Source organism: Achromobacter pulmonis, from assembly GCF_002885955.2.
Taxonomy (GTDB): domain Bacteria; phylum Pseudomonadota; class Gammaproteobacteria; order Burkholderiales; family Burkholderiaceae_B; genus Achromobacter; species Achromobacter pulmonis_A.
Genome location: NZ_POQS01000010.1, coordinates 1 through 20,505 on the forward strand (window position 1 = coordinate 1; position 20,505 = coordinate 20,505).

27 protein-coding genes are annotated in these 20,505 nt (G+C 68.0%); 23 read left to right on the plus strand and 4 right to left on the minus strand.

The genetic code is table 11. The features are described from left to right. Positions 1-177 (minus strand): DNA-binding protein (locus tag C1I89_RS29850; protein ID WP_219929622.1); only part of this gene is annotated, 177 nt, incomplete at its 3' end. Beyond that, complete coding sequence (locus C1I89_RS29855) at positions 174-470, minus strand: helix-turn-helix domain-containing protein (protein WP_102775890.1); 297 nt, start codon at positions 468-470, stop codon at positions 174-176. The genes C1I89_RS29850 and C1I89_RS29855, both read right to left, overlap by 4 nt. A 161-nt stretch (positions 471-631) precedes the next feature. Here C1I89_RS29855 and C1I89_RS29860 point away from each other — a divergent pair, with 161 nt between their 5' ends. From C1I89_RS29860 to C1I89_RS29865, 3 genes are all read left to right on the plus strand, one after another. Then, the gene (locus C1I89_RS29860) at positions 632-1,366 is read left to right on the plus strand and encodes a S24 family peptidase (protein ID WP_102775891.1); all 735 of its coding nucleotides are present in this window, start codon (positions 632-634) and stop codon (positions 1,364-1,366) included. A 474-nt stretch (positions 1,367-1,840) separates the two neighbouring features. Beyond that, positions 1,841-2,008: a hypothetical protein gene (locus tag C1I89_RS34720; RefSeq protein WP_181391086.1), complete on the plus strand. Its 168-nt coding sequence runs from the start codon at positions 1,841-1,843 to the stop codon at positions 2,006-2,008. Next, entirely contained in the window at positions 2,005-2,331 is a 327-nt protein-coding gene (locus C1I89_RS29865; protein ID WP_102775892.1) for a hypothetical protein, read from the plus strand. Before C1I89_RS34720 ends, C1I89_RS29865 begins: the two co-directional genes overlap by 4 nt. A 34-nt stretch (positions 2,332-2,365) precedes the next feature. Here the strand turns inward: C1I89_RS29865 and C1I89_RS29870 are convergent, their stop codons facing one another. Then, entirely contained in the window at positions 2,366-3,124 is a 759-nt protein-coding gene (locus C1I89_RS29870; RefSeq protein ID WP_102775893.1) for a DUF4365 domain-containing protein, read from the minus strand. 214 nt (positions 3,125-3,338) lie between these two features. Between C1I89_RS29870 and C1I89_RS29875 the strand changes: the two genes are divergently transcribed. From C1I89_RS29875 to C1I89_RS29920, 10 genes are all read left to right on the plus strand, one after another. Then, the gene (locus tag C1I89_RS29875; protein ID WP_146196956.1) at positions 3,339-3,968 is read left to right on the plus strand and encodes a hypothetical protein; all 630 of its coding nucleotides are present in this window, start codon (positions 3,339-3,341) and stop codon (positions 3,966-3,968) included. Continuing rightward, a complete protein-coding gene (locus tag C1I89_RS29880; RefSeq protein WP_102775895.1) occupies positions 3,968-4,909 on the plus strand; it encodes a hypothetical protein in 942 nt (313 codons plus the stop codon). The genes C1I89_RS29875 and C1I89_RS29880 overlap by 1 nt, the downstream gene beginning before the upstream one ends. Then, positions 4,906-6,849 carry a hypothetical protein gene (locus C1I89_RS29885; protein ID WP_102775896.1) on the plus strand — a complete coding sequence of 648 codons (1,944 nt, stop codon included), beginning with the start codon at positions 4,906-4,908 and terminating at the stop codon, positions 6,847-6,849. The genes C1I89_RS29880 and C1I89_RS29885 overlap by 4 nt, the downstream gene beginning before the upstream one ends. A 106-nt stretch (positions 6,850-6,955) precedes the next feature. Beyond that, on the plus strand, positions 6,956-7,819 hold the full coding sequence (locus tag C1I89_RS29890) for an N-6 DNA methylase (protein ID WP_219929621.1): 864 nt from the start codon (positions 6,956-6,958) through the stop codon (positions 7,817-7,819). Between the two features lie 99 nt (positions 7,820-7,918). Further along, on the plus strand, positions 7,919-8,725 hold the full coding sequence (locus C1I89_RS29895) for a DUF7694 domain-containing protein (RefSeq protein ID WP_102775897.1): 807 nt from the start codon (positions 7,919-7,921) through the stop codon (positions 8,723-8,725). Next, on the plus strand, positions 8,707-9,327 hold the full coding sequence (locus C1I89_RS29900) for a hypothetical protein (RefSeq protein ID WP_102775898.1): 621 nt from the start codon (positions 8,707-8,709) through the stop codon (positions 9,325-9,327). Before C1I89_RS29895 ends, C1I89_RS29900 begins: the two co-directional genes overlap by 19 nt. 60 nt (positions 9,328-9,387) lie before the next feature. Beyond that, positions 9,388-10,002 carry a hypothetical protein gene (locus C1I89_RS29905; RefSeq protein WP_102775899.1) on the plus strand — a complete coding sequence of 205 codons (615 nt, stop codon included), beginning with the start codon at positions 9,388-9,390 and terminating at the stop codon, positions 10,000-10,002. Between the two features lie 2 nt (positions 10,003-10,004). Beyond that, positions 10,005-11,162 carry a phosphoadenosine phosphosulfate reductase domain-containing protein gene (locus C1I89_RS29910; RefSeq protein WP_102776050.1) on the plus strand — a complete coding sequence of 386 codons (1,158 nt, stop codon included), beginning with the start codon at positions 10,005-10,007 and terminating at the stop codon, positions 11,160-11,162. A 77-nt stretch (positions 11,163-11,239) separates the two neighbouring features. Beyond that, positions 11,240-11,527: a hypothetical protein gene (locus C1I89_RS29915; protein ID WP_102775900.1), complete on the plus strand. Its 288-nt coding sequence runs from the start codon at positions 11,240-11,242 to the stop codon at positions 11,525-11,527. Continuing rightward, positions 11,524-11,934 (plus strand): hypothetical protein, encoded by a 411-nt coding sequence (locus tag C1I89_RS29920; protein WP_102775901.1) that lies wholly within the window; start codon positions 11,524-11,526, stop codon positions 11,932-11,934. The genes C1I89_RS29915 and C1I89_RS29920 overlap by 4 nt, the downstream gene beginning before the upstream one ends. 81 nt (positions 11,935-12,015) lie before the next feature. Here the strand turns inward: C1I89_RS29920 and C1I89_RS29925 are convergent, their stop codons facing one another. Then, the gene (locus C1I89_RS29925) at positions 12,016-12,333 is read right to left on the minus strand and encodes a hypothetical protein (protein WP_102775902.1); all 318 of its coding nucleotides are present in this window, start codon (positions 12,331-12,333) and stop codon (positions 12,016-12,018) included. A 284-nt stretch (positions 12,334-12,617) separates the two neighbouring features. On the opposite strand from C1I89_RS29925, the gene C1I89_RS29930 reads away from it, so the two are divergent. The 10 genes from C1I89_RS29930 (at position 12,618) to C1I89_RS29975 (ending at position 20,381) form a co-directional block, all read left to right on the plus strand. Continuing rightward, positions 12,618-13,292, plus strand: a complete 675-nt coding sequence (locus tag C1I89_RS29930; protein ID WP_181391087.1) for a tyrosine-type recombinase/integrase — start codon at positions 12,618-12,620, stop codon at positions 13,290-13,292. 67 nt (positions 13,293-13,359) lie between these two features. Then, positions 13,360-13,860: a hypothetical protein gene (locus C1I89_RS29935; RefSeq protein ID WP_102775904.1), complete on the plus strand. Its 501-nt coding sequence runs from the start codon at positions 13,360-13,362 to the stop codon at positions 13,858-13,860. A 104-nt stretch (positions 13,861-13,964) separates the two neighbouring features. Next, on the plus strand, positions 13,965-15,728 hold the full coding sequence (locus tag C1I89_RS29940; protein WP_102775905.1) for a PRTRC system ParB family protein: 1,764 nt from the start codon (positions 13,965-13,967) through the stop codon (positions 15,726-15,728). A 76-nt stretch (positions 15,729-15,804) separates the two neighbouring features. Then, positions 15,805-16,293 (plus strand): PRTRC system protein E, encoded by a 489-nt coding sequence (locus tag C1I89_RS29945; protein WP_102775906.1) that lies wholly within the window; start codon positions 15,805-15,807, stop codon positions 16,291-16,293. Positions 16,294-16,394: 101 nt separating this feature from the next. Beyond that, positions 16,395-16,823 carry a PRTRC system protein C gene (locus tag C1I89_RS29950; RefSeq protein ID WP_102775907.1) on the plus strand — a complete coding sequence of 143 codons (429 nt, stop codon included), beginning with the start codon at positions 16,395-16,397 and terminating at the stop codon, positions 16,821-16,823. Positions 16,824-16,855: 32 nt separating this feature from the next. Beyond that, positions 16,856-17,875 (plus strand): PRTRC system protein F, encoded by a 1,020-nt coding sequence (locus C1I89_RS29955; protein ID WP_258231552.1) that lies wholly within the window; start codon positions 16,856-16,858, stop codon positions 17,873-17,875. Positions 17,876-17,900: 25 nt separating this feature from the next. Continuing rightward, a complete protein-coding gene (locus tag C1I89_RS29960) occupies positions 17,901-18,641 on the plus strand; it encodes a PRTRC system protein B (RefSeq protein WP_102775909.1) in 741 nt (246 codons plus the stop codon). Further along, positions 18,638-19,345: a PRTRC system protein A gene (locus C1I89_RS29965; RefSeq protein ID WP_440130673.1), complete on the plus strand. Its 708-nt coding sequence runs from the start codon at positions 18,638-18,640 to the stop codon at positions 19,343-19,345. The genes C1I89_RS29960 and C1I89_RS29965 overlap by 4 nt, the downstream gene beginning before the upstream one ends. Further along, positions 19,333-20,166 (plus strand): PRTRC system ThiF family protein, encoded by an 834-nt coding sequence (locus C1I89_RS29970; RefSeq protein WP_102775910.1) that lies wholly within the window; start codon positions 19,333-19,335, stop codon positions 20,164-20,166. Before C1I89_RS29965 ends, C1I89_RS29970 begins: the two co-directional genes overlap by 13 nt. A 5-nt stretch (positions 20,167-20,171) precedes the next feature. Further along, complete coding sequence (locus C1I89_RS29975) at positions 20,172-20,381, plus strand: hypothetical protein (RefSeq protein WP_102775911.1); 210 nt, start codon at positions 20,172-20,174, stop codon at positions 20,379-20,381. Positions 20,382-20,505 lie beyond the last annotated feature (124 nt).

A 20,505-nucleotide genomic window follows, 5' to 3' on the forward strand; every position in this document is an offset into this window, starting at 1 on the left:
CGCCGCTTGGGTTTCGACGGGCAGCGACGCGAAGGCATACTCACGGCCGCCGCCGCGACCGGCGCGGCAGCGGTGGCTCCAGGCGTCCGCCTTGGCGCGACGCACTACCGCGCTATGCGTGGCGGGCATGCCGGGTAGCCCGGCAAGCTCCTTTGCCGTGAACCACTCGCGGCTCATGCGGCCTTCCTTTCCGCCATGTTTTGGTCGGGTTTGTAAGCGGCAGTGTTATCCTTTTTCGGATAACGTCCGGGCCAAATGTCAGCCGGGGCAACACCAATCGCGGCAGCGATCAGCCGCTCACCCTTGGGCCAGGGCCGCGCCAGCGCGGTGGTCAGTGTCGTGGGCGAGGCATAGCCGTGGTGTGTTGCCAAGCGGCGCAGACTCCAGCCGGACTTACGCAGCGCCGCGACGATGTCCGCGCGATGCCAGTCTTTCAGGCTGGCTTTTTTCGGGCCGTTGCGTTTGGTCATGTAGTAACGTCCTCATGCGTTTTCGTTTACTTCATGGCCTAAAGGATGCGACACAAATGGAGCGCCGTCAAGCACATTTGGAGCGGTCAAAGTTCGCAGCGCCGATATGCCCGTAGCGATTTTTATGTTTTTCTTTAATTATCAATGACTTGGATATAACTATGACGCGTCAACCTAAAAAGCCTCCAAGGGTCAGTGTTCAGAAGTCGAAGATTGACGCGTTCGGTGAACGCATGAACGTAGCGATACAGCGCGCTGGTGGCGCCACGGTTATGGCGGAAAAAGCCGGCGTTTCCGGCTCGGTCCTAAGGAAATGGCGGGCCGGCCACTCCGAGCCGACGCGCATCAACCTAATCAACATGGCCCGCGCGGCCGGCGTTTCCTTGGAATGGCTAGCGACCGGCAGCGGCGATATTGATGGCGGGGCAGCGGCTTACTCGGGGGCAGGGCTGGCGCCGGCCGAGCTAGGCAAGGAATATGCGCTGGTGCCGCTTTACGACGTGCGCGCGGCAGCCGGGCATGGCGCGGTGGTTGAGCATGAGCAGGTGGCCGATGTCCTGGTGTTCAAGCGCGAATGGATACACCAGGAACTGCACGCTAATCCGGCCGACCTGTACCTGATTCATGTGGATGGTGAGTCGATGGAGCCGACGCTGCGGCCTGGCGACGTGATCCTGGTGGACAGGCGAAACGCCCAGGCCGTGCCGCGAGACGGCATCTACGTGCTGCGGATGGACGGCAGCCTGCTGGTAAAGCGCCTACAGCGCCTTCCTGGTCGCCAGGTGAAGGTCAGCAGCGACAACCCAGCGTATGAGCCATTCGACCTGCGTCTGGACGCGCCCGGCGAGGATCTGGCCATCATCGGCCGCGTGGTGTGGGCCGGGCGCCGGATGTAGGGTGGACTTTCAAGTTTGCGCACGCATGGCTACACGGTGCGCCGCAAATAATATCTTTTAAAACATTGACTTATGAGAACTTGAAAACGCCAGCAGCGGTCCACCCGCTTTTTCAAGTTGCACCACCCAGCCTGAAAGCCGGAATCGGAACGGGGCTTCCGATTCCGGTGGCACGCATCGGAAATATGGGCGTCTGAAAGCCCGGTTAAACTGGTTTTACGCGCCCTGTAATGACGGCCCGTTAAACGCCGACGCCCAGGCTTTCGGGCTTGTCGCAAATCATGTGGCGCAATTCCGCCCGCTTGGCCTGTTTGTCGCAAACCGCCCGCCACCGCTCGCCGTGTGCCAGGCACCACCCAATGCCCGCTAAGCCTTTGTTTTTCTGGGCTTCATCCCGCAGCAACCCGCATCAACCCACATAGACCCGGTTGTCGCAATCCTCTTGTCCCCTCACAGCGAGGCCTCATCGACGCGGTGACGCTGATCTACGACAGCTCGCAGGCAGTCGACGCCATCGGCTATGTGCTGGACGAGGAGATATCCAGGATCGATCCCGATTGGCGCGAGCACGACCGCGAGTTGGGGGATGGGCATCCGGCCAGCGCGGCGGCCCGGGGCGGTACGGACGAACAACGCGGATGACGTCTTCGGTTGATCTCAAGGTACGCGAGCGGAGGCCGGCGCATACGATTCCGCAGGATCTGGTGGCATTCCTGCGAATGCAGGGCTACCGTGAACTCCGGCTTGTCGGCGCCGGGGTCTGCGGCTTGCACAGGTTCAACTTCACCATGGGGCTGGTGGTCGGTTTGACGTTCGAAGGCTACGAGCGGCGCTACTGCTACAGGTATCAGAAGGACGCGCGGTCGGCCCTGGCAACCTGGGACGGCCACGAGCATCCGGGCGGCCCTTGGATCAAGTGCAAAGGCGCGGGCATCGATCTGCTCAACCCGGCATTGATCGCATAGCGGGAGGAAACCGGGCGTTGGGCCGCCGCCACCGCTAGCGCCCTTCGGCAACGAACCTGGTGATTTCCCCGTCGTCATCCCAGTCCCTGTGCATGTTGCACTCGACCATGTGGTCCCTGAGCGACTGCAAGGCTTCGTCAAGCTCCTGCTCGGCGCCCTTGCATCGGTCCGAACCGATGCGAAGCGCGCCGGCCAACGCTTGGGCTTGTGCCAGCTTCTCTCGCAGGGATGTTCGCTCTTGCATGGTTTCGATCAGCTCGCGGGGGTTCCCGTACGCTTCGGTCCGAGCTATCTCGCCGCGAATGGACTGGATGCCTTCACGGACTTCGCTCAGATATTTTTCGATGTGGGCAAGTGCGGCCTCGTTCGCTGCAGCCGTGATGCGCTTCGCGCTTTTCTTGTCGAAACGGTCCTTGGCAAGGTCGAAGTCGATCCGGACTGATCCCTTTTTCGTAGGGGGATAGGCCTTGTCCAGACGGACATGGTGCAGGTACATCCATTCCTTCGACAGATCCACGAGCACCACGAAGACGGGCAGATCCAACTCGCGCCAGTAGGCCAGTTGCCTTTCACTGACATACCGGCAGCTTTGTTCTTCCACGCTGGTGGCCTTCACCTGGAAGGCGACGAAGCGCCCTGTGCTCGTTCCATCCTCGTTGAGGATCTCGACCTGGGCGTCGATGCCAATGTCGATGTCCAGCAATCGGCACGGCCACTTGAGCACGCTTGCCACCTTGTAGGCGAAGAAGAACTCGCCCGCATCGCCATTCGCTGCCTTCTCCGGGTATTTCATCGAACTCCTCGCCTGCCTGGCCGATTGCCGTGGTCTGCCTTGATGCGACGCCGGCCTGGCCGGAGGGCATCCATTGGGTAAGGGCGTCGTCGGGTTGCAGGGGAATTATCCCTTGCGCGTGGCCGTGCTGCCATAGCGCCCAAAGGGCAGTCCCCCGTGCCAGGCCTTGATGACGCCGAAGCGGCCCGTAAGGTGGTTCCCAAAGGAGCCACCCATGCCTTCTGCTACAGCCCACCATACCGCGCTCAACGGTTTCGCCACGGCCCGCCACCGCGTTTCCGGCATTCCGACCGGCGCGGCCCCGGTCTTACCGACGCCTTCCGCAACCGCCGTCCGCTGCCGGTTGTGCACCTGCCTGCTCGGCGCGGAGGATGACGACGATCCGGCACTCGAACTGTGCGGCTCCTGCCGGCGCCGGCCCGAGGCGCGCCGCCTGGGCTTGCCGGTGCCGCCAGCCACCGAGCGGCCCGCCGCCGCGGCCAGGCCAGCGCGCGACTTCACCGAGGCCGAGCGCGCGCTGATCCGCAAGATCCACGGCTTCATGCCTGCGCAGCAACTGCTGGCCCTGCTCAACGAGCGCCTGGCCTGCGACCTCGGCCCCGACGCCACGCCCTACAGCATGGAGCAGCTGCACGCCGCGATCGGCGGCCTCGCGTCCCCGGCGCCGGCCGGTGGCCACGGCTGGGCCGCGCAGCGCAAGCTGATCGCCCAGGCGCGCAGGGCCGGCCTGCTGGCCGCCGTCACCGAACAGCTCATCGACGACTTCGCGGTCGTGTTTTCCCTCAACCCCAAGCAGGTGCTCGTGCTGCGCGACACCCTGCTGCAACCTCAGGAGGACGCCTGATGCAACACGCCGTCATCCAGCGCGACGAAATGCTCACCGCCCAGCTCGACCTCGGCGGCGCGCCCATCGACCTCGCCGAATACGCCACCACCGGACTGCTGGCCGTCGCGGTCGGCCCGCGCGGCATGGGCAAGACCAACGCTGGCCTGCTCATGGCCGAGCAACTCGCGGCCCAGGGCTGGGTCAGCGTGCTGATCGACCCCGAGAGCGAAATGGAATCCCTCTACGGCGCAGCCGTGCGCGACGCCGCCCACCTGGGCACGCTGCTGGAAACCCGCGAGCAGCCCATCGTGGTGGTCTGCGCGCGCGACGCCACCGAGTTTCTGCCCTACGGCCGCGCCATCCTCGACGCCGCCGAACGCTGGCGCAAGCCGCTGTTCGTGATGATCGACGAGGGCCAGCTGTTCAGCGCCACCAAGAAGCGCAAGGAGGACGTGGGCGAGGCCGCCGAGATCATCAACGAGTTCGCCGGCCGGGGCCGCAAGCGCGCGCTGGACCTGTTCATCACCGCGCTGCGCTACACCGGCACGCTGCACCGCTCCATCTTCAGCAACAAGAACCTCACCCTGATCGGCTGCCAGGAGGACCCGACCGCCTGGGCCGCGCTGGCGCCGCAGTTCCGCGCCTCGCGCATCGAGTTCAACGACCTCAACGCGCTCGCGCCGGGCGAGTTCTTCTGCTTCTCGCGGCGCGGCGTCGAGAAGGTCAGGATGCCGATGGCCGACGCCCTGCGCCAGGTCGCGCCCAAGGCCCGGCCGGTGCGGCGCACGCTGCCGGCCACCTTCAGCCAGTGGGACCGGGCGATGCGCGCGATTCCGACCGAACGCCTGCGCGCACTGTCCGACCCGCTCGTGGGCCTGCTCGGGGCCATCGCCGGGTTGTCCAGCCAGCAGATGATGGCCGGCGCCGGCGCGCTGCAGGACGAACTGGAGACGCGATGATGGCGGCGAGCGACGACACCAGGGCCGCGCCCCGCTGGCAGGATTTCGCGCTGGTACACGGCTGGCGCGCGGCCCGGCACGAACTGGCCGCCGTGCTCGGCGTGCCGGCCGACGCGGTCGAGGCGCTGCGGCGCACCGGCGCCTGCACGCGGCTGGCGCAGCCCCACGACTTCCCGGCCTTGTTCGCGCTCTGGCATGGCCGCCCGCCCGTGGAGGACGACTGGCCGGCGCCGCGCAAGGCCGGACACGGCGGCTACGAATGGCAGGCGCCAGAACTCGCGCTGCTGGCCAGCCTCGTGGGCCAGGTCGGCATCCCCGAGATCGCCCAGGTGCTCACGGCCCGGCTGCGCGAACGCACCGGGGACGCCGGGGCCGAACGCAGCGCCACAGCGGTGCAGGTCCGCACGAACCTGATCGGGCTGCAGAGCAGCGACGTACTCGGCGGCATCACGGTCGCCGACGCGGGCCGCGAGGCCGGCTCCACCGCCGTCATCCATCAGGCGATCCGCAAGGGCACGCTGGCCGCCCACAAGACCGGCCGGCTGCTGGTCATTCCGCACGACGCCTGGGCGGCCTGGAAGACGCAGCGGTCCGCGCCGCCCGAGGGCCATGTGCGGCTGGCCACGCTGCGCCAGCCGCTGGGCATCCGCAGCGACAAGCTGTCCGAGTTCGCCCGGATGGGCTACGTGCCCGGTGCGGTGCGCTGCAATCCCTTCGGCGCCAGGGGGCCGTCCACGCAGTACGGCACCTGGTACATCGACCCGCAGGCGGCGGACCGGCTCGTGGCCGACCGCCGCGCGGGACGCCCGATGCCCTGGCACGGCAAGCCCTTGCTCGACAACCTGCGCATCACCTACCGGCTCTGGCAGCAGCGCCGGCATCCGCCCGGCTGCCGCGCTTGCGCGGAGATCTGGGGCGAGCAGGGCGCGCCCGCGGACTTCGACGACTACCTCGCGCGCTACCCCGCGCTGGCCCAGGGTGCCAAGCGCCACCTGACGATGCCGTGGTCGCCGGGGCTGACGGTGGCCGAGACGGCGGCCCAGGCCGGGCGCAGCCCGCAGCACGTGCGGCGAGCCATCGCCAACGGGGTGCTGGCGGCTTCTCCGGTCGAGGGGGTGCTGCGCGTGACGCGCACGGACGCCACGCGCTGGATAGCGCGCCACTGCCCGAGCGGCGATGGCGAGAAGTCCTGGATCGCGGTTAGCACGGCCTGCCGCCAGTACCTGTTCACCGAGAGGGAGCTGCGCCAGCACATCGCCGGCGGCCGGTTGCGCTCCAAGGTGGGTACCGAGGGCGCGATGCGCGGCATCGAATACGTGCCGCGCCAGCAGTGCGCGCAGTTGCGCGAGACGCAAGGCTTCACCGAGGAAGAGGCCGCGCGGCGCGTCGGCGTGAGCGTGGAGCGGCTGCGCGCGCTGCTCGACGGGTTGGCTTGGCGCCAGGCCGAGGGCATCCCGCTGGCGACGGTGCAGGCGGCGATCAAGCGCCGGGACTCCCAGGAGGGGCACACGCTGGAGGAGGCCGCCGAACTGCTCGGCGTGCCGCTGGCCTGGGTGAAGGCGCGCAAGCGCGACGGGACGGTGCGGGTGTCGCAGGTCCGCTGGGATCGGCGCCGCCAGTACCTCAGCGCGCCGATGCTGGAGCGCCTGCGCGAGGCGCTGCGCCGTCCGGCCCCGCAGGCCAGCCTGCCGTCCGGCGACTGGCTCCGGCTCGGCGACGCCGCGCTGGAGGCCGGCGTGTCGGCGGCGACGATCCAGCGCTGGGCGAACGACGGCGAACTCGAGCGGCGCGAAGCCATCGGCGGCCACCGCTACCACCGCGAGGCGGTGCGTGCCCGCGCGCGTCGCTACTGGGTTCAGGTGCGCTTTCACCGGGCGAGGCCGCCGGCCTGGCTGGCCATGGAGGGGCGCGCACGGATGCCGGCAGAGGTCGCCGCGTAGCCGGGCCGGTGGGGCGATGGGCGCCGGCACGGTGCCGTTGACCCGGGGCGGTCCGGCGCGAAGCTGTTCCTGACGACTCGCAGGGGCGAGTGCGAAGGGAACTCCTTTGGCACATAAGACCTTTTCGGCGCCGCGCGGCCCGTTCGGCGCCGATCAGGCGCAGGCGCTGGTGAAACTGATCCAGACCACCGCGCACCGCTGGGGCCAGCACGAGGTGTTCTCGGACTTCGTGGAGCTGGCGGCCCTGTCCATCAGCAACGCCGTGGACCGCCGGCAGGCCGAGCCCCGGGAGGCGCGCTACCTGGAGATCGCCAAGAAGTACCCGAAGCCGGATTTCGAGCGCTTCCCGCAGATGCTGGGCCATCTGACCCTGGCGCTAGAGGCGTGCGGCATCGTCGGCGAACTGGACGACGTGCTCGGCCGCGTCTACATGCAGCTCGAACTGGGCAACGAGCGGGGCGGGCAGTTTTTCACGCCCTACCACGTCTCCCGGATGATGGCGATGCTGCTCATCGGCGACGGCGTGCAGGTGCGAGAAAAGGGATTCATCGACGTCCTGGAGCCCGCCTGCGGCGCCGGCGGCATGGTCATCGCGATGGCCGACGCGCTGCGGCAGGCGGGGCTCAATTACCAGAATGCGATGCACGCCTCTTGCATCGACATCGACGCCCGCTGCGTTCACATGACCTACCTGCAGGCTTCGCTGCTGCACATTCCCGCGACCGTGCTGCACGGCAATTCGCTGTCGGGCGAGGTCTGGAGTCGCTGGTACACGCCGGCGCACGTGCTGGGGGGCTGGCGTGCCCGTCTTCATGTCCGGCGTTTGCGCGAGCCGGTGCCGGTCGTGGTCGAAGATGCGCCCGCCCCAGCCCCAGCCCCAGCACTGGCCACCGATCCGGCACGGCAGGCACGCCGCAGGCCGCCCGTGTCGCCGAGCGTGGTGCAGCAGCTCAGTCTGTTCGAGGAATGACAGCCGGGGCCGTGGCGTGGTCGGGCTTGAACCCGGCGCGCGGCGCGAGATGCTGGTCCAGACCGCCAAGGTCAAGCGATCAACCGCACCGACACCACCATGAACTCCATCGAATTCTCCGAGGAAGTCCGCTGCCAATTGCGCGCCGACGGCTACGAGGTCCGTCAGGGCAGCGAGGCCCGCAGCGAGGAACACGCCGGCAAGCACGGGTTCACCTGGACGAGGCCGGGCAGGGCCAGCGCCGAGCCCGGTCCCCCGCAGGGGAGCGAATGGGAGGCCTGGGCCGCCGCCTTGGCGCATCGGCTCGCCGAAAGCACAGTCTCGCCGTACCGGGTGGGGGAGTCGCCACTTCCGGCGATGGGGCCGTTCTTCACGGCACACCTGCCCGACAGCGCTTTCGATGCGGACGCCCTGGCGGCACGCTTCGGCATCACGCACGAGGCCGCGCAGGAGCAGGTGGAGCAACTGCGCAGCCAGACGGTCTACATGAACGAGCGCTACCAGGTCAACGTGCAGGTGATCCCCGCGCCCTTCGGACCGGACGCCGGCGACATGGTCTGGCTGTCCATCAAACGCAGCGACCGCGAGGCGATCCACGACTGGCGCGAGCTGCAGGCGATCAAGAACCAGATCGTCGGCGACGAGCACGAAGGCTTCGAGGTCTATCCCGCCGAGTCGCGGTTGGTGGACTCCGCGAACCAGTTCCACCTGTGGGTGTTCGCCGATCCGAAGGTGCGGCTGCCGGTGGGCTTTCGCGCGCGGGAGGTGATGGGCGCGCGGGCCGCGGCGTCGGTGGGTGCCAGGCAGCGGCCTTTTGCCGGCACGCAGGATGCGCAGCCGCAAGGTGCCGATGCCTGCGGTGGATCCGCTGAGAAGGGAGAGCATGAATGGCCGAGTTCAAGCTGACGCCGCCGCTGGTGCGGCAAGAGATCAGCGCCCGCCGACGCAGGGGAGGGGCGGGAGGCGTGGCGGATCGAGACGTCGAGTGGCTGCGGCGGTTGCAGCGCGAAGCGGCTACGCTACCCGGCGGTTTCGTCAAGAAGATCGTATGGGACGGGGAAGACGGCTATCCCGAACACGCCTGGGGTTTCATTCAGTGGACGGTTCGCCCTTTCGTCCAGGGCTACGGCTGCGACGGCACCACCGACCGCAACGTGCATCTCGTGGCGCTGACGCTGTGCGGCATGCTGGGCATCGACTACCAGCGCTGCTACCGCGAGGCCTATGCGGACAACGACCATGCCTGGATCGACGCGCTGCCCGATGACGCGAGCTTGGTCGAGGAAACCCGTTTGCCGGCCGAACCATCGCTGGACGCCATCGTGCTGATGCTCGCCGACCTGGAGCAGATCAACAACCGATCGCTGGTCGCCGTTCTGGCCGGCGTGCTGGAAGAACGGAGGCGGCTGCCGGCGTGCTACTGGGAGCGCGAGGATGCCGCCAAGGCGCGCGTGCGCGCTGCCGTGGACGCGGAGGGCCGGCTTCCCACATGCGCGCGTGTGCTCTGAAGGCAGAGTAGCTGAAAAACCTGCTCTTGTGCCTGCGGGTTCCGATGGGAACCTGGGCACATGAACACCCCGACACCTCCCCCAATCGGGCCGCTGTACCACGGCACCCGCGCCGCGAGTGCGCGCAGCATCCTCCGCGATGGATTTCGGCGCTCGGGTTCGCGCAGCTACACCGGCACGGGCGTCTGCCTCAGCGAGGCGATCACGGTGGCCTACGAATACGGCATGTACGAGACGGGCGGCTGCGTGCTGGAGGCCCGGCTGGCGCCGACGGCACGCTGGACTGACCGGATCGACGGCGATGGAGGCCGACGCACCATGGGCGAAGTCTGGGATCGGTTCTTTGCGCGCACGCACCATGATGCGGTGCGCAGCTTCGGCGGGAACGTCTGGGTGGTCTGGAATCCGGCCGTCCTGGTGTCGGTTCGCAGGCTGTCGCACCGCGAGGCGATCGGCCGGCTGTGCGCCGCGTTCGACGAGGACGGCCCGGACTGCGGCTACAACGGCGTGGCCTCGGAATACGCCGCCATCTGGTGGGGCCGTGAAGCACTGGATCCGAACCTGACGCGCTTCCCCGAAGAAGAAAAGCGGCTGCGGCAGTCCCTGCAGCGCTTCGTGGGCCGCAGCCGGTCGGCGCTCGCCGCCACGCCTTGCGCGCAGTCGGCAGGGGTTTGATCGTGCAGCAGATCGAACTGCCCGGACTGGCGCTGGCGGTGCCGCAGGCACCGGCCTTGTCCGGTGTCGCGGCGCCGGCGCGCTTCGGCATCGCGCTTGACCCGATGATCGACCTAGCGCTGGCGGGCCATGCGCCGGTCTATGTCGGCGTGAGCGGCGGCAAGGACAGCCAAGCGCTGGCCTACCGCGTCCGGGAACACCTCGACGCCATCGGCCATGTCGGCGTGCGCGCGTTGATCCATGCCGACCTCGGGCGCATCGAATGGCGCGATTCGGCACCGGTGTGCGAGCGGCTGGCCGAGCGCCTTGGATGGGAACTCGTGACGGTGCGCCGCCCGGCCGGCGACATGGTGGACCGCTGGCTGTCGCGCTGGGCGGCCAACATCGAACGCTATCGAACCCTGTCGTGCGTGAAGCTGATCATGCCCTGGAGTTCGGCGGCACAGAGGTTCTGCACCAGTGAAATGAAGCCCCAAATCATCGCCCGCGCGATCCGCGCACGTCACCCCGGCGGTCCGGTGGTTTCGGCGGTCGGGTTGCGCAGGGACGAGAGCGCGGCGCGGGCGCGCCGGCCGGTGGCCAAGCAGGATGCCGGGCTGACCCGCGTGCGGGGCGTGGGGCTCGCCTGGAACGCCATCCTCCACTGGCCGCGCCAGGACGTGCTCGACTACATCGCGCAGTGCGGCGGCGTGCTGCACGAGGCGTACCGGATCTACGGCAGCACCCGTGTGTCCTGCGCCTTCTGCGTGCTCGCCTCGCGCGGCGATCTGCGGGCATCTGCGCGCTGCGAGGACAACGCGGCGGTCTACCGCGAACTGGTCGAACTCGAAACGCGCAGCACCTTTTCGTTCCAGCCGGGCCACTGGCTGGGCGATGTCGCGCCGGAACTGCTCACCGCCGAACTGCGGTCGCAGCTTGTCGAAGCGAAGGAGCGAGCCGCGTTGCGGCAGGCCGCCGAAATGGAGATTCCCGCGCATCTGCTCTACGAGGCGGGTTGGCCGACGTGCCTGCCAACACCCGCGGAGGCGCGGCATCTCGCGTCGGTGCGCCGGCGCGTCGCGGAAGCGGTCGGGATCGCTGCTGACTGCCTGGACGGTGAAGCGGTCCAGGCCCGCTATGCCGCGCTGATGCAGGAGCACGCGCAACGCCGGCCGGCATGAGCCACCGCAAGCCGTCAGGCCGGCTTGACGCCCTCCCGTAAACTGGATATCTTATTGATATCCAAAAGGAGTCTCCCATGCCTTCCCGCAACACTGCGAACCAGATCGCCTTCCGCTACCGCTCGGTGGACAGCGCCACCGGCGTCACGCGGGAGACCGCCAAGCGTCTGGCCGAGCACCTCGGCGTCGACGAGACGCAGGCGATCCACCGCGCGCTGCATGAACTAGCCGTGCGGGTGCTGCCGCAGTACGAGGCCGACGACGGTCCGCTGACGGCCGCCCAAATCCGCCAGATCAAGAAGCGGGTTCCGCAGGGAGAAAAGCGTTCGGTACGGTCGAGCCTGTTCGACATGGAGACGGCGTGATCCATCCGTGGTGGGGCGAACCCACCGCTGGCGAGATCGTCTGGTGCCATTTCCCCGATGACGTTCATCCCCGGCCGAAACCCCGGCCCGCGCTGATCCTGGCCGTGTTCGACGACGACGCGCCGCAGTTCACGGTGCGGGTCGCGTATGGCACCAGCCAGCGTACGACGACGTTGTACCAGGGCGAATTCGCCATTCTGCGCGAGCGCAACCCGGCCGCGTATGCGGCCGCAGGCTTGAGCTACGACACCAAGTTCAACCTCAAGCGCGCCCTGGATCTGCCCTATAGCGCCGAGTGGTTCTCGGTGCCGCCCGCCGCCCCCCACGGGCAGACGCCCAAGCTGGGTGTGCTGCACCCCTCTTTGGTCCGCGCGGTTCAGGCCGCTTTCCGCGCCGCTTCCGAATGACCGGCTGAGGCCGGTCGCCATCGCTCTCCCATTACCCCGGCATCCCGCAGCGCGGATGCCGCCGCGGACTTTCACCCGCGCTCAGTTCAGGTGCTGGTGGATCAACTGCTGGAACGCGGGGCGCAGCGTACGGCTTGGATCGACCGCCAGCACCTCGCACCGCCCGCTGGGCCATAGCAGTTCGCCGCGTGTGCCATCGACCGTCAGTACGGCGCGGTCGAAGATGCGTTTCGACGGCTGGCCGCTGCCGACCACTTCCAGCGACGTGACCGTGTTGCCCTCGATCCAGAGCCATCGGCTCTCTTGCTTCGGGGGCAGGTCGGGCCGCGCCAGCTCGATCTCGGCGAGGTTGCCGTGGGCGGCGTCGAGCAGTTGGAGGATGGTGTAGCGGACGGACATGGGCAGGAGAAAACCGGGAGGCAGGACAGGCCCCTCCATTGTCCCCGAGGCGCGGGGCGGCGCGTGGCATCGAGGGGGCGCAGGCGAAATCCCACCCAATCAGCCGTCATTGCGCGTGGCGGCCGTGCGCGGATCGGGAGATGCTGGGGGCGCGGTCGCATCGGCTGTATCCGTGCCAGGGGCGCATTGCCGGGATACACGGGGTTGAGCGCCGCGTCACGCGTGTTTCCATGGAACAGCGAGTTCGGGCCGGTCGCGCCCGACGCATCGGGAAGGAGTTGAAGATGGTGATCAGAACGGGAAGTGATAGTGCCGCCGGTGGCGGTGCCCACCGGCAAACGCCCCGGCGTTACGCCGCGCTCCGGCGCTTGCGGATCAGGCCGACGTTGCGGGCGAACGATCTGCCTTATCAGGAAATCGGCGCCTTCGTGCTCGGCTTGCGGCAGGAGCAGGACATCGCCGCGCGGGCGTTGGAATTCATGGTGCTTACCGTCTGCCGTCTGGAAGAAGCCTGCCAGGCCGCGTGGCGCGAGTTCGATTTCGAGGCGCGGGTCTGGACGATTCCGGCCGAAAGGTCCAAGAGCGGCAAGGTGCATCGCGTGCCCCTGGGCGACGCGGCCATCGCGGTGCTCGAACAGGTTCGCGGCTGCGATCCGACCTGGGTGTTTCCGGGCATCGGGAAGGAGAGGGGCCGGCATCTGGCATTCAAGAAACTGCTCGACCGGCTCGAGTGGCCCGCCACTGCGCTGCATGGGGTGCGCACGGCCTTCCGGGACTGGGCGCTGGCACGGACGCAGTACCTTGAAACCAGGGCGACCGTGGCCCGGTGCCTGGGGCACAAGACCGCAGAGCAGGAAGCGCCGATCACCCGCTACGCCCATCCCGACCGCTTCGAGGAGTGCCGCGCCCTGATGGCGGACTGGGCGCGCTGGTGCGCAACGGTGAGGCCCGCTCGCTGAGTCGATGGCCTTGAAGCCCGCATGCCGCATGGAAACATGGCCTGCATCGCTTCAAGGAGAACCGACGATGACGACCTACCTGACCGCGATGGCCTCGGCCCTGGCCATGCGCGACCTCTGCCAGCGGCAGATCGACAAGCATCGCCCCCTCGACAGTCTCATCCTCAATGCCGTCGTGGAGCGGGTGATGCGCGATACGGCGGCCCTGCTGCCATGTGCGGATGACGTGTTCCAAGGCATAGCCCAGGCCATTCAGGCGCAAAGCCATTGCACCGAAGCGGACGCCTTCGCGCAGGCGCTGCATCTTCTGGACCCCTCGCGCTCGTTCGCCTACACGCGGTGGCGGCACGGCGGCTGGTACGTGAGCGGGGTCCGCTATCCGAGCGGGGCCTGCGGTTGCGTGAGCAGCAACTACCCCGACAAGAAGTGGCGGATCGTCTGCGACGGGCGAAGGCAGGACTTGAACGCGCCGGGCGACGTGACGTTTCGCTCGCGCGAGGAAGCGGCGCGCGCCGAGCAGGTGCTGGCACTGGAAGCCTGGGCGGCGGCGGTTCGCTCGCCGGCCTGACCGATTTTTCCGAGAGGTGGCCCCGCTGCGCGACGCCCTTGAAGGCGTGCGGTGCGGCGGGACCATGACTGCATCGCAACCGATGCAGCCAGCCAGGAGAAACCATGACCCTGCCCATTCAGCCCACCTTGAAGATCCGACTGATCGTTCAAGGCAAGAACCCCCGCGAATACTTCGACCCGGTCGAGATGGCCGAACTCGAGGAAAGCATCCGTGCCCTCGGTGTGATCGAACCCATCGTGGTGCGGCCCATTCCCGGCAGCGACCTCTACGAGATCATCGCAGGCGAGCGCCGCTGGCGCGCCGCCAAGAACGTGTTCGGCGACGACTACGACATGCCCATCACCTTCAAGGCGGTTGGCGATGCCGATGCCGAGGCGATGGCGGTCAGCGAAAACTACCACCGCGCCTCGATGTCGGCGGCCGAGGAAGCCCGCGCCGCGCAACGCCAGCTACACCGCAACCACGGCGACCGCGAGGAAACCGCACGCGCCATGGGCTGGTCCCCGGACGTGCTGGACCGCCGGCTGGCGCTGCTGACCTGCACCCCCGAAGTGCTCAAGGCGCTGACCGAGCGGCGCATCCAGATCGGCCACGCCGAACTGCTGGCGGGCATCGCGCCCGAGAAGCAGGACAGCGTGCTCACCGGCATCGTCACGCACAAGGTGACGGTCGCGGTGCTCAAGGCCCAACTCGGGCAATTCGCCCGCAAGCTGGTGGACGCGATTTTCGACACCGCGCCCTGCGCGTCCTGCCAGCACAACTCGGCCCGGCAGGCCGGCCTGTTCGCGGAATCCCTGGGCGAGGGCTATTGCCAGCACCCGAGCCACTTCGAGGAACTGACGCAGCAGGCCATCCAGGCCAGAGCCGACGCGTTGCGCGACGAGTACCCGGTGATCCGCATCGTGAAGGCGTCCGACGGCTTCGCGCCGCTGCCGGTGGGAGCGGATGGCGACCTCGGGGTGGGCGAATCGCAGTACGCCGCCTGTCAGGGATGCCAGTCCTTCGGCTGCGCTGTCTCCGCGATGCCGGGCAGCTACGGGCAGGTGACGGCTTCGCTTTGTTTCGATGCCGCATGCAACAGCCAGAAAGTCGCCCTGTGGCGCAAGACGCAGCGCGAGGCATTTCAGGAGGACACGCCCGACGCCGATGCGGCCACGAAGCCCGGCACGTCCCGCGCCGCCAAGGTCAGTACCAAGCCCGCCGCCAAGGCCTCCAACCAGACCCCGCAGCGTGTCGTCTCGCACCGGCTGTCCGAGTGGCGCAAGTGGACCGCCCGTGCGTTGATGAAGCAGCCGCAGCGCAACCAGCGCGTGCTGATCGCGCTGGCCCGCTACGGCCATGCGGGCGATGCGCGGGTGATCGAGTACGGCGTGGCGATGCAGCGGATCGCGGGCGGTTGGACCAGCGAATCCGGCTGGGGGTTGGCGTCGCACCTGTCGCAGGCCGATCAGCTCGCGCCCGAGCACCTGGACCCGCTGGTGCAGGCCGTCGCCGCGTCCGCCGCCTTCGGCGTGACCGAGCGCGACTTGCTGGCGCTGCTGAACTACCTGCAGGTGGAGGAGGCGGACTACTTCAAGTGGGACAAGGAATTTCTCGACCTGTTCACGATGAGCGAACTGGAAAGCCTCGCCGGTGAAGTCGGGTTGAAGAAGGCGATGGGCTCGCGCTTCAAGGTGGCGCGGGCGGCACGCAAGCCGGAGTTCATCGCTGCGCTGCTCGGCGTCAACGGCTTCGCCTACCAGGGCACGGTGCCCGCCGTGATGCGCTACCCCCGGCAGCCCCTGGGCGGCGCGGCCCGGCCCGAGGGCCATCGCGCCAGCCTCGCGCAGGCCGAGCAGGAGGCGCTGGAAGCCGAACCCGCGTGACGACGCAGGCCCTGGACGCGGCAGAACCGGGGCCTAGCATGGACGCATGCCCCTGAACCCTTCAAGGAGAACCCAGATGACGATGTTCGAGGAACTGTATGCGCTGGCGCTGAACGCCACGCTGACGATGACCGTGAGCGCCGACGAGAAGTCCGGGCGGCTGACGGTCAACGTGATCCCCAAGCCCCGCGCCGACGCGGGCGAACCGGCGCTCGCGCAGCCGTTGAGCCTGACGGCCACGCCGCAGGAGTTCGATACCGGCTTCATCGATGCCCTGTGCGGCTACCGCGAGACGCGCCAGAGCCTCGCGCAGCAGGTCGAGGCGACCAAGGAAGTGATCGAGGCGGCGAAGGCCGCATCCGTGAAGAAGGCCAGCGAGGCGACGGCCAAGGCCAGCACCGCGAAGGCTGCGCCCAAGCCCGCGCCCGCCGCTTCCAGTCCCGCGCCTGCGCTCGCATCCACCGATGACGATGGCGATGATGGCGAAGGCGACGACACCCCGGCATCCGGGTCTGCCACCGCCCCCGCTGCGGCCAGCGGCGACTCCTTCGACCTGTTCGGCTGAAGGCGCAATGCCGGGTTGAAGGCAGCGGACGCACTGAGAAACTGATCTGTAAGGCGGTCGTGGGGACCGCCAATACCCACCGACACAAGGAGAGCGACACCATGTCGATTGAAGTCAGTCCCATCGTGCGGACGTTCACCTACCAAGGCATCATGCTGCCGGACGTGCCCGGCCTCGCGCCCGGTGAAGTGCGCAACCTCTACAGCGCGCAGTACCCCGAACTCATCAGCGCCGAAATCGACGGCGGGGAAGTCGTCAACGGGCGGCAGGATTACACCTTCCGCAAGGCGGTCGGCGTCAAGGGGGCCACGCGCAGCGGCGGGCGGCTCGCCGCGCTGCGCCAACGCGTGCAGGACGAGGCCGAAGGCCGCAGCGGTTCCGACCCCCGGCTCGACCTTGCCCTGACGCGGCGGGCATCCCAGGCCTGCGCACAGGCGTGGAGCGGTTTCGCGGAACTGGACAACGCCCGGCATGCGAATGCCCGCGCTGCCGTCACCATCACCAGCGACATGCTCGCGCCGCTGCCATGAACGCCGTCCGCCAGCCGTCTCCAGCGTCCGCCATGCCGCTGACGCTGCCCCGCCTGTCGGGCGCGGTGCCGCGTACCGTGGTGCCGGGCGTGCTGGCGGCGGCGAACACGCGCATCGCCCGCTTCCTGATCGACGCGGACGTGTTCGGCGCAGCGGATATTCCCGAGTCCTGGGACGATTCCCTGCGGGCGTGCGAGCAGGCCATCGCCGCCTGCATCCGCCGCGAGATCGGTCCGCTGCATTGCTTGCGGCCCGGTTTCGGGATGCACGTGCTCGACGCGGACGGCTTCCCCATCGGCGGCTACAGCGTGGGCCGGGCTTCCGACAAACCCCGCGTTTATACCGCCGTCGAGGTCTATTGGGGGGAAACCAGCGAGCAGGCATGGCCGGTCGGGCAGCGACTGCAAGCCTTGGAGGCAGCCCTGCCGGGCCTGGGCCGCACGGTCCTGCAGGCATTGCGAGAGGGCTGCGCCCAGGTGTATCCGCTGTTCACGCCCGACATCGCCTGCGACGTGGCCAGCATGATCTACTGGTGCGGCGAGGAAAACGAGGAAATCGCCCTGGACATGAACTGTGGCGATGACGAGAAAGAACGCGAGGCCATGCGCTGCGACATGCTGACCCGCGCCGAATTGGACGAAACCTATCCTGAGTGGGTGAGGCAATGGATGGGGCAGACAGCGAAGAAGCGCCCCGGCCGCTGCAGCCTGCGCCGTGCCGTCAAGACCCTGACCGACCCCGGCCTGCGCCAGATCGCCGCCGATGCGCTATCGCTGTCGCGGCTGCAATGCGATGACACGTTCCGTCCCGAGATCGAAGGCGAGTACGTGGGGTTCGGTGCCGTCCTGTCCTGGGAGGACGGCGACCTGACCACGCGCATCTACGACGACTTGCTGCAACTGGCCCACCAGAGCGAGTTCTGCGAACGCATGGGCGAGTTCACCATCGCGTTGAACGATCCCGGCGCACTCGGCGCATGGGTGCGGGCGATGCGCCCGCGCTTCCGGGCCATCGGCCTGATCGACCGCTTGATCCACCAACTCGCGGCCTGAGACTGTTCCCAGGAGGTCATCGACCATGAACGAAGCGGAATTCCATATCCATGCGCCATCGGACGGCGTGCTGGCGCTCGACGCCGCCGTGCTGATCTACCGGGGCGCGTCCGGCGGCGCGCTGGCCACGCTGCACGACGTGCATCACGTGGACGGCGAGGCTGTCATCGGCGCGGGCCAGCCGATGACGCCGCGCAAGGCCATCGAACTGTCGCGGGCGTTGCTCAAGCGCGTCGCCCACGGCGGCTTCCTGCCCGCCAACGTGCTCTATATGGATGGCGACCTGATCCTCTGGTGGGAGCCGCCGGCGCGGCGGCATGTCACTTTCCGGGTGGCCGACAGCCACGCCGACCTGTTCGGCGGCAGGGAGCGCGGCGAATCGGTGCCGCATCCGGGCTTGATCTTCGCCGCATCCACCCGCGTCTGGCGGGTGTGGGCCGTCAAGGGCCGCGAGCGTCCGACGCCGCAGACGGCGCTCTACCAGGCTCCGTATTTCAACGTCAACGGACAGGGCCAGATTTGCCAGGGCAATGTGCCCCGGCCCGAAGGCACGACCATCGACAAGATCCAGATCTGGAACGACGCCTTTTTCCGTTCCTACTTCACCCACCCCAACGTCCCGGCCAAGCTGGTCAAACACCGGGGCGGCGCCTATGCCTTCTGGCGCGAACTGCTCGACGGCCGATTCGAGCGATTCCCGGAGCGCGTGCTGGTGCCCGCCAAGAGCACCCTCGGGGCGCTGCTCGGCATGAAGGAGAAACCATGATGGACCCGCGCGATGTTGCGCTGCAGACCAGTTGCCCGGTCGTGGCCGCGCCGCGTTTCGGGGAACTGCCCGAGATGGCCAACGGCCAGCGCCTGATCGTCGCCGCCAACGGCTTGTTTGTGCAGGTGCGGCTGGATTGGCTCGACTGCGTGCAGCGGCTCACGCCGGCCATTGGCCTGCCGCTGCCCTATGGCCTGCTGGATGAACGGCTGCGGTTCGCGTTCGGCGTGCTACCGATCCGGCTCATCGAGGATTTCGTTGAAGCGGGCCGCAAGGGGCTGCCCGACGAGGTCGCCGGTGTGCTGATCTACCGGCGCTCCACGCGCAGCCTGCGGTTGGCCCTGTGCGAGCCGCTGTACGCCTCGCCGGGCCGCATCGAGTACCGCCGTCCCGCGATGGCGGACGGCGAAACGGTCGCGGTCGATCTGCACACCCACGGGCGCGGCCGGCCGTTCTGGTCGGCGGACGACGACCGCGACGACCAGGGCATCAAGGTCGCTGGCGTGTTCGGATGCCTGCACCAACCCAGGCCGCTGGCCGAGTTCCGGCTGGTGCTCAATGGACGGTACAAGGCGCTGCCGCATCCTTGGCAGGCCGCGCCAGGGAACGCGGTCGATGCGGACCTCGACCCCGGCCTTGAGCCGGGCCTGATGCACCGGATACTGAAACGGTGGCATACGAGAGGACTTCCATGGAACACCTGATCAACCCCGATCTCATCGACCGCCGCGTCACTGTGCATCTGGTGGGTGTGGGCGGCAACGGCGCGCAGATGGCGGCCTGTCTGGCACGGCTGGACATCGCCATGCGCGCCCTCGGTCACCCCCACGGCCTGCATGTCACGGCCTTCGACGCCGACCGCGTGAGCGAGGCCAACGTGGGGCGGCAACTCTACAGCGCCGCTGACGTGGGTCGCCACAAGGCGCTGGTGACCATCCACCGGCTCAACCAGTTCTACGGTCTGGATTGGGAAGCCGAGCCACTGCGCTACGAGGTCCACCAGCAGCAGGCCAGGGTCGGCAGATCGGCCCATCTGCTCATCAGTTGCGTCGATAGCCGAGAGGCGCGCCGCCAACTGCATCGGTTGGCCTTCCACGACCAGATGGGCTACCTCTACTGGCTGGACCTGGGCAACACCGAGGCCACGGCTCAAGTGGTCCTGGGTGAGCCTGAAGGCCGCTGCAAGCCATCGTTAAGAGGGCCACGGCTGCCGTGCGTGACCGAACTATTCCCGGAACTGCTGGACGAAGGCGTTCCCGAGGACAACCAGCCCTCGTGCTCGGTGCGCATGTCGCTGGCATCCCAGGGGCTGTTCGTCAACGACGTGGCCGTGCGGTTCGCGGCGCAGATGCTCTACGAACTGTTCTCGAAAGGACGGCTGTCGGCGCATGGCGTGGTCATCAATCTGGACTCGAAGCGTACCGGCCCGATAGAGGTCGATCCCCGCACCTGGGCACGGTTCGGCTTCCATGCCGAGGAAGCCAAGGAATCTCAACAACCCGAAGAAGCAGCGATGACGGAGTGAGTGGCATGAGCATGAAGCAATGGAATGTGCGCGTGGTGCGCGGCGGCGAAGCGGTGCATATCGGGCAGGTCGCGGAAACCACGGAAGCCATGGCGCGGTGCGCCGCGCTGTCGCACTACGGCGTTTCCGAAGACGAAGTCGAAGCTGGTGGCGTCAGGCCGCGCGGCGAGGCCATCTATCCCGACGAGGCGTTCGAGGTCACGCCCGCGCTGTAGGGACGGACGCCGGTATCGGCAGCGTGCCGGGAACCGGCCTTGGGGCTGGCAGGTTACTATTACCTGGGATGAGGCATGGGACGGCTGCACGCCATGCCCCGCATGCTTGCCCTTCGTGACGACA

Excerpts from the sequence above, each read along its gene's own strand:
- C1I89_RS29855 (WP_102775890.1), bottom strand. The coding sequence starts at position 470 with ATGACCAAACGCAACGGCCCGAAAAAAGCCAGCCTGAAAGACTGGCAT.
- C1I89_RS29860 (WP_102775891.1), top strand. The coding sequence starts at position 632 with ATGACGCGTCAACCTAAAAAGCCTCCAAGGGTCAGTGTTCAGAAGTCG.
- C1I89_RS29865 (WP_102775892.1), top strand. The coding sequence starts at position 2,005 with ATGACGTCTTCGGTTGATCTCAAGGTACGCGAGCGGAGGCCGGCGCAT.
- C1I89_RS29870 (WP_102775893.1), bottom strand. The coding sequence starts at position 3,124 with ATGAAATACCCGGAGAAGGCAGCGAATGGCGATGCGGGCGAGTTCTTC.
- C1I89_RS29875 (WP_146196956.1), top strand. The coding sequence starts at position 3,339 with ATGCCTTCTGCTACAGCCCACCATACCGCGCTCAACGGTTTCGCCACG.
- C1I89_RS29880 (WP_102775895.1), top strand. The coding sequence starts at position 3,968 with ATGCAACACGCCGTCATCCAGCGCGACGAAATGCTCACCGCCCAGCTC.
- C1I89_RS29885 (WP_102775896.1), top strand. The coding sequence starts at position 4,906 with ATGATGGCGGCGAGCGACGACACCAGGGCCGCGCCCCGCTGGCAGGAT.
- C1I89_RS29895 (WP_102775897.1), top strand. The coding sequence starts at position 7,919 with ATGAACTCCATCGAATTCTCCGAGGAAGTCCGCTGCCAATTGCGCGCC.
- C1I89_RS29900 (WP_102775898.1), top strand. The coding sequence starts at position 8,707 with ATGGCCGAGTTCAAGCTGACGCCGCCGCTGGTGCGGCAAGAGATCAGC.
- C1I89_RS29905 (WP_102775899.1), top strand. The coding sequence starts at position 9,388 with ATGAACACCCCGACACCTCCCCCAATCGGGCCGCTGTACCACGGCACC.
- C1I89_RS29915 (WP_102775900.1), top strand. The coding sequence starts at position 11,240 with ATGCCTTCCCGCAACACTGCGAACCAGATCGCCTTCCGCTACCGCTCG.
- C1I89_RS29925 (WP_102775902.1), bottom strand. The coding sequence starts at position 12,333 with ATGTCCGTCCGCTACACCATCCTCCAACTGCTCGACGCCGCCCACGGC.
- C1I89_RS29930 (WP_181391087.1), top strand. The coding sequence starts at position 12,618 with ATGGTGATCAGAACGGGAAGTGATAGTGCCGCCGGTGGCGGTGCCCAC.
- C1I89_RS29935 (WP_102775904.1), top strand. The coding sequence starts at position 13,360 with ATGACGACCTACCTGACCGCGATGGCCTCGGCCCTGGCCATGCGCGAC.
- C1I89_RS29940 (WP_102775905.1), top strand. The coding sequence starts at position 13,965 with ATGACCCTGCCCATTCAGCCCACCTTGAAGATCCGACTGATCGTTCAA.
- C1I89_RS29945 (WP_102775906.1), top strand. The coding sequence starts at position 15,805 with ATGACGATGTTCGAGGAACTGTATGCGCTGGCGCTGAACGCCACGCTG.
- C1I89_RS29950 (WP_102775907.1), top strand. The coding sequence starts at position 16,395 with ATGTCGATTGAAGTCAGTCCCATCGTGCGGACGTTCACCTACCAAGGC.
- C1I89_RS29955 (WP_258231552.1), top strand. The coding sequence starts at position 16,856 with ATGCCGCTGACGCTGCCCCGCCTGTCGGGCGCGGTGCCGCGTACCGTG.
- C1I89_RS29960 (WP_102775909.1), top strand. The coding sequence starts at position 17,901 with ATGAACGAAGCGGAATTCCATATCCATGCGCCATCGGACGGCGTGCTG.
- C1I89_RS29965 (WP_440130673.1), top strand. The coding sequence starts at position 18,638 with ATGATGGACCCGCGCGATGTTGCGCTGCAGACCAGTTGCCCGGTCGTG.
- C1I89_RS29970 (WP_102775910.1), top strand. The coding sequence starts at position 19,333 with ATGGAACACCTGATCAACCCCGATCTCATCGACCGCCGCGTCACTGTG.
- C1I89_RS29975 (WP_102775911.1), top strand. The coding sequence starts at position 20,172 with ATGAGCATGAAGCAATGGAATGTGCGCGTGGTGCGCGGCGGCGAAGCG.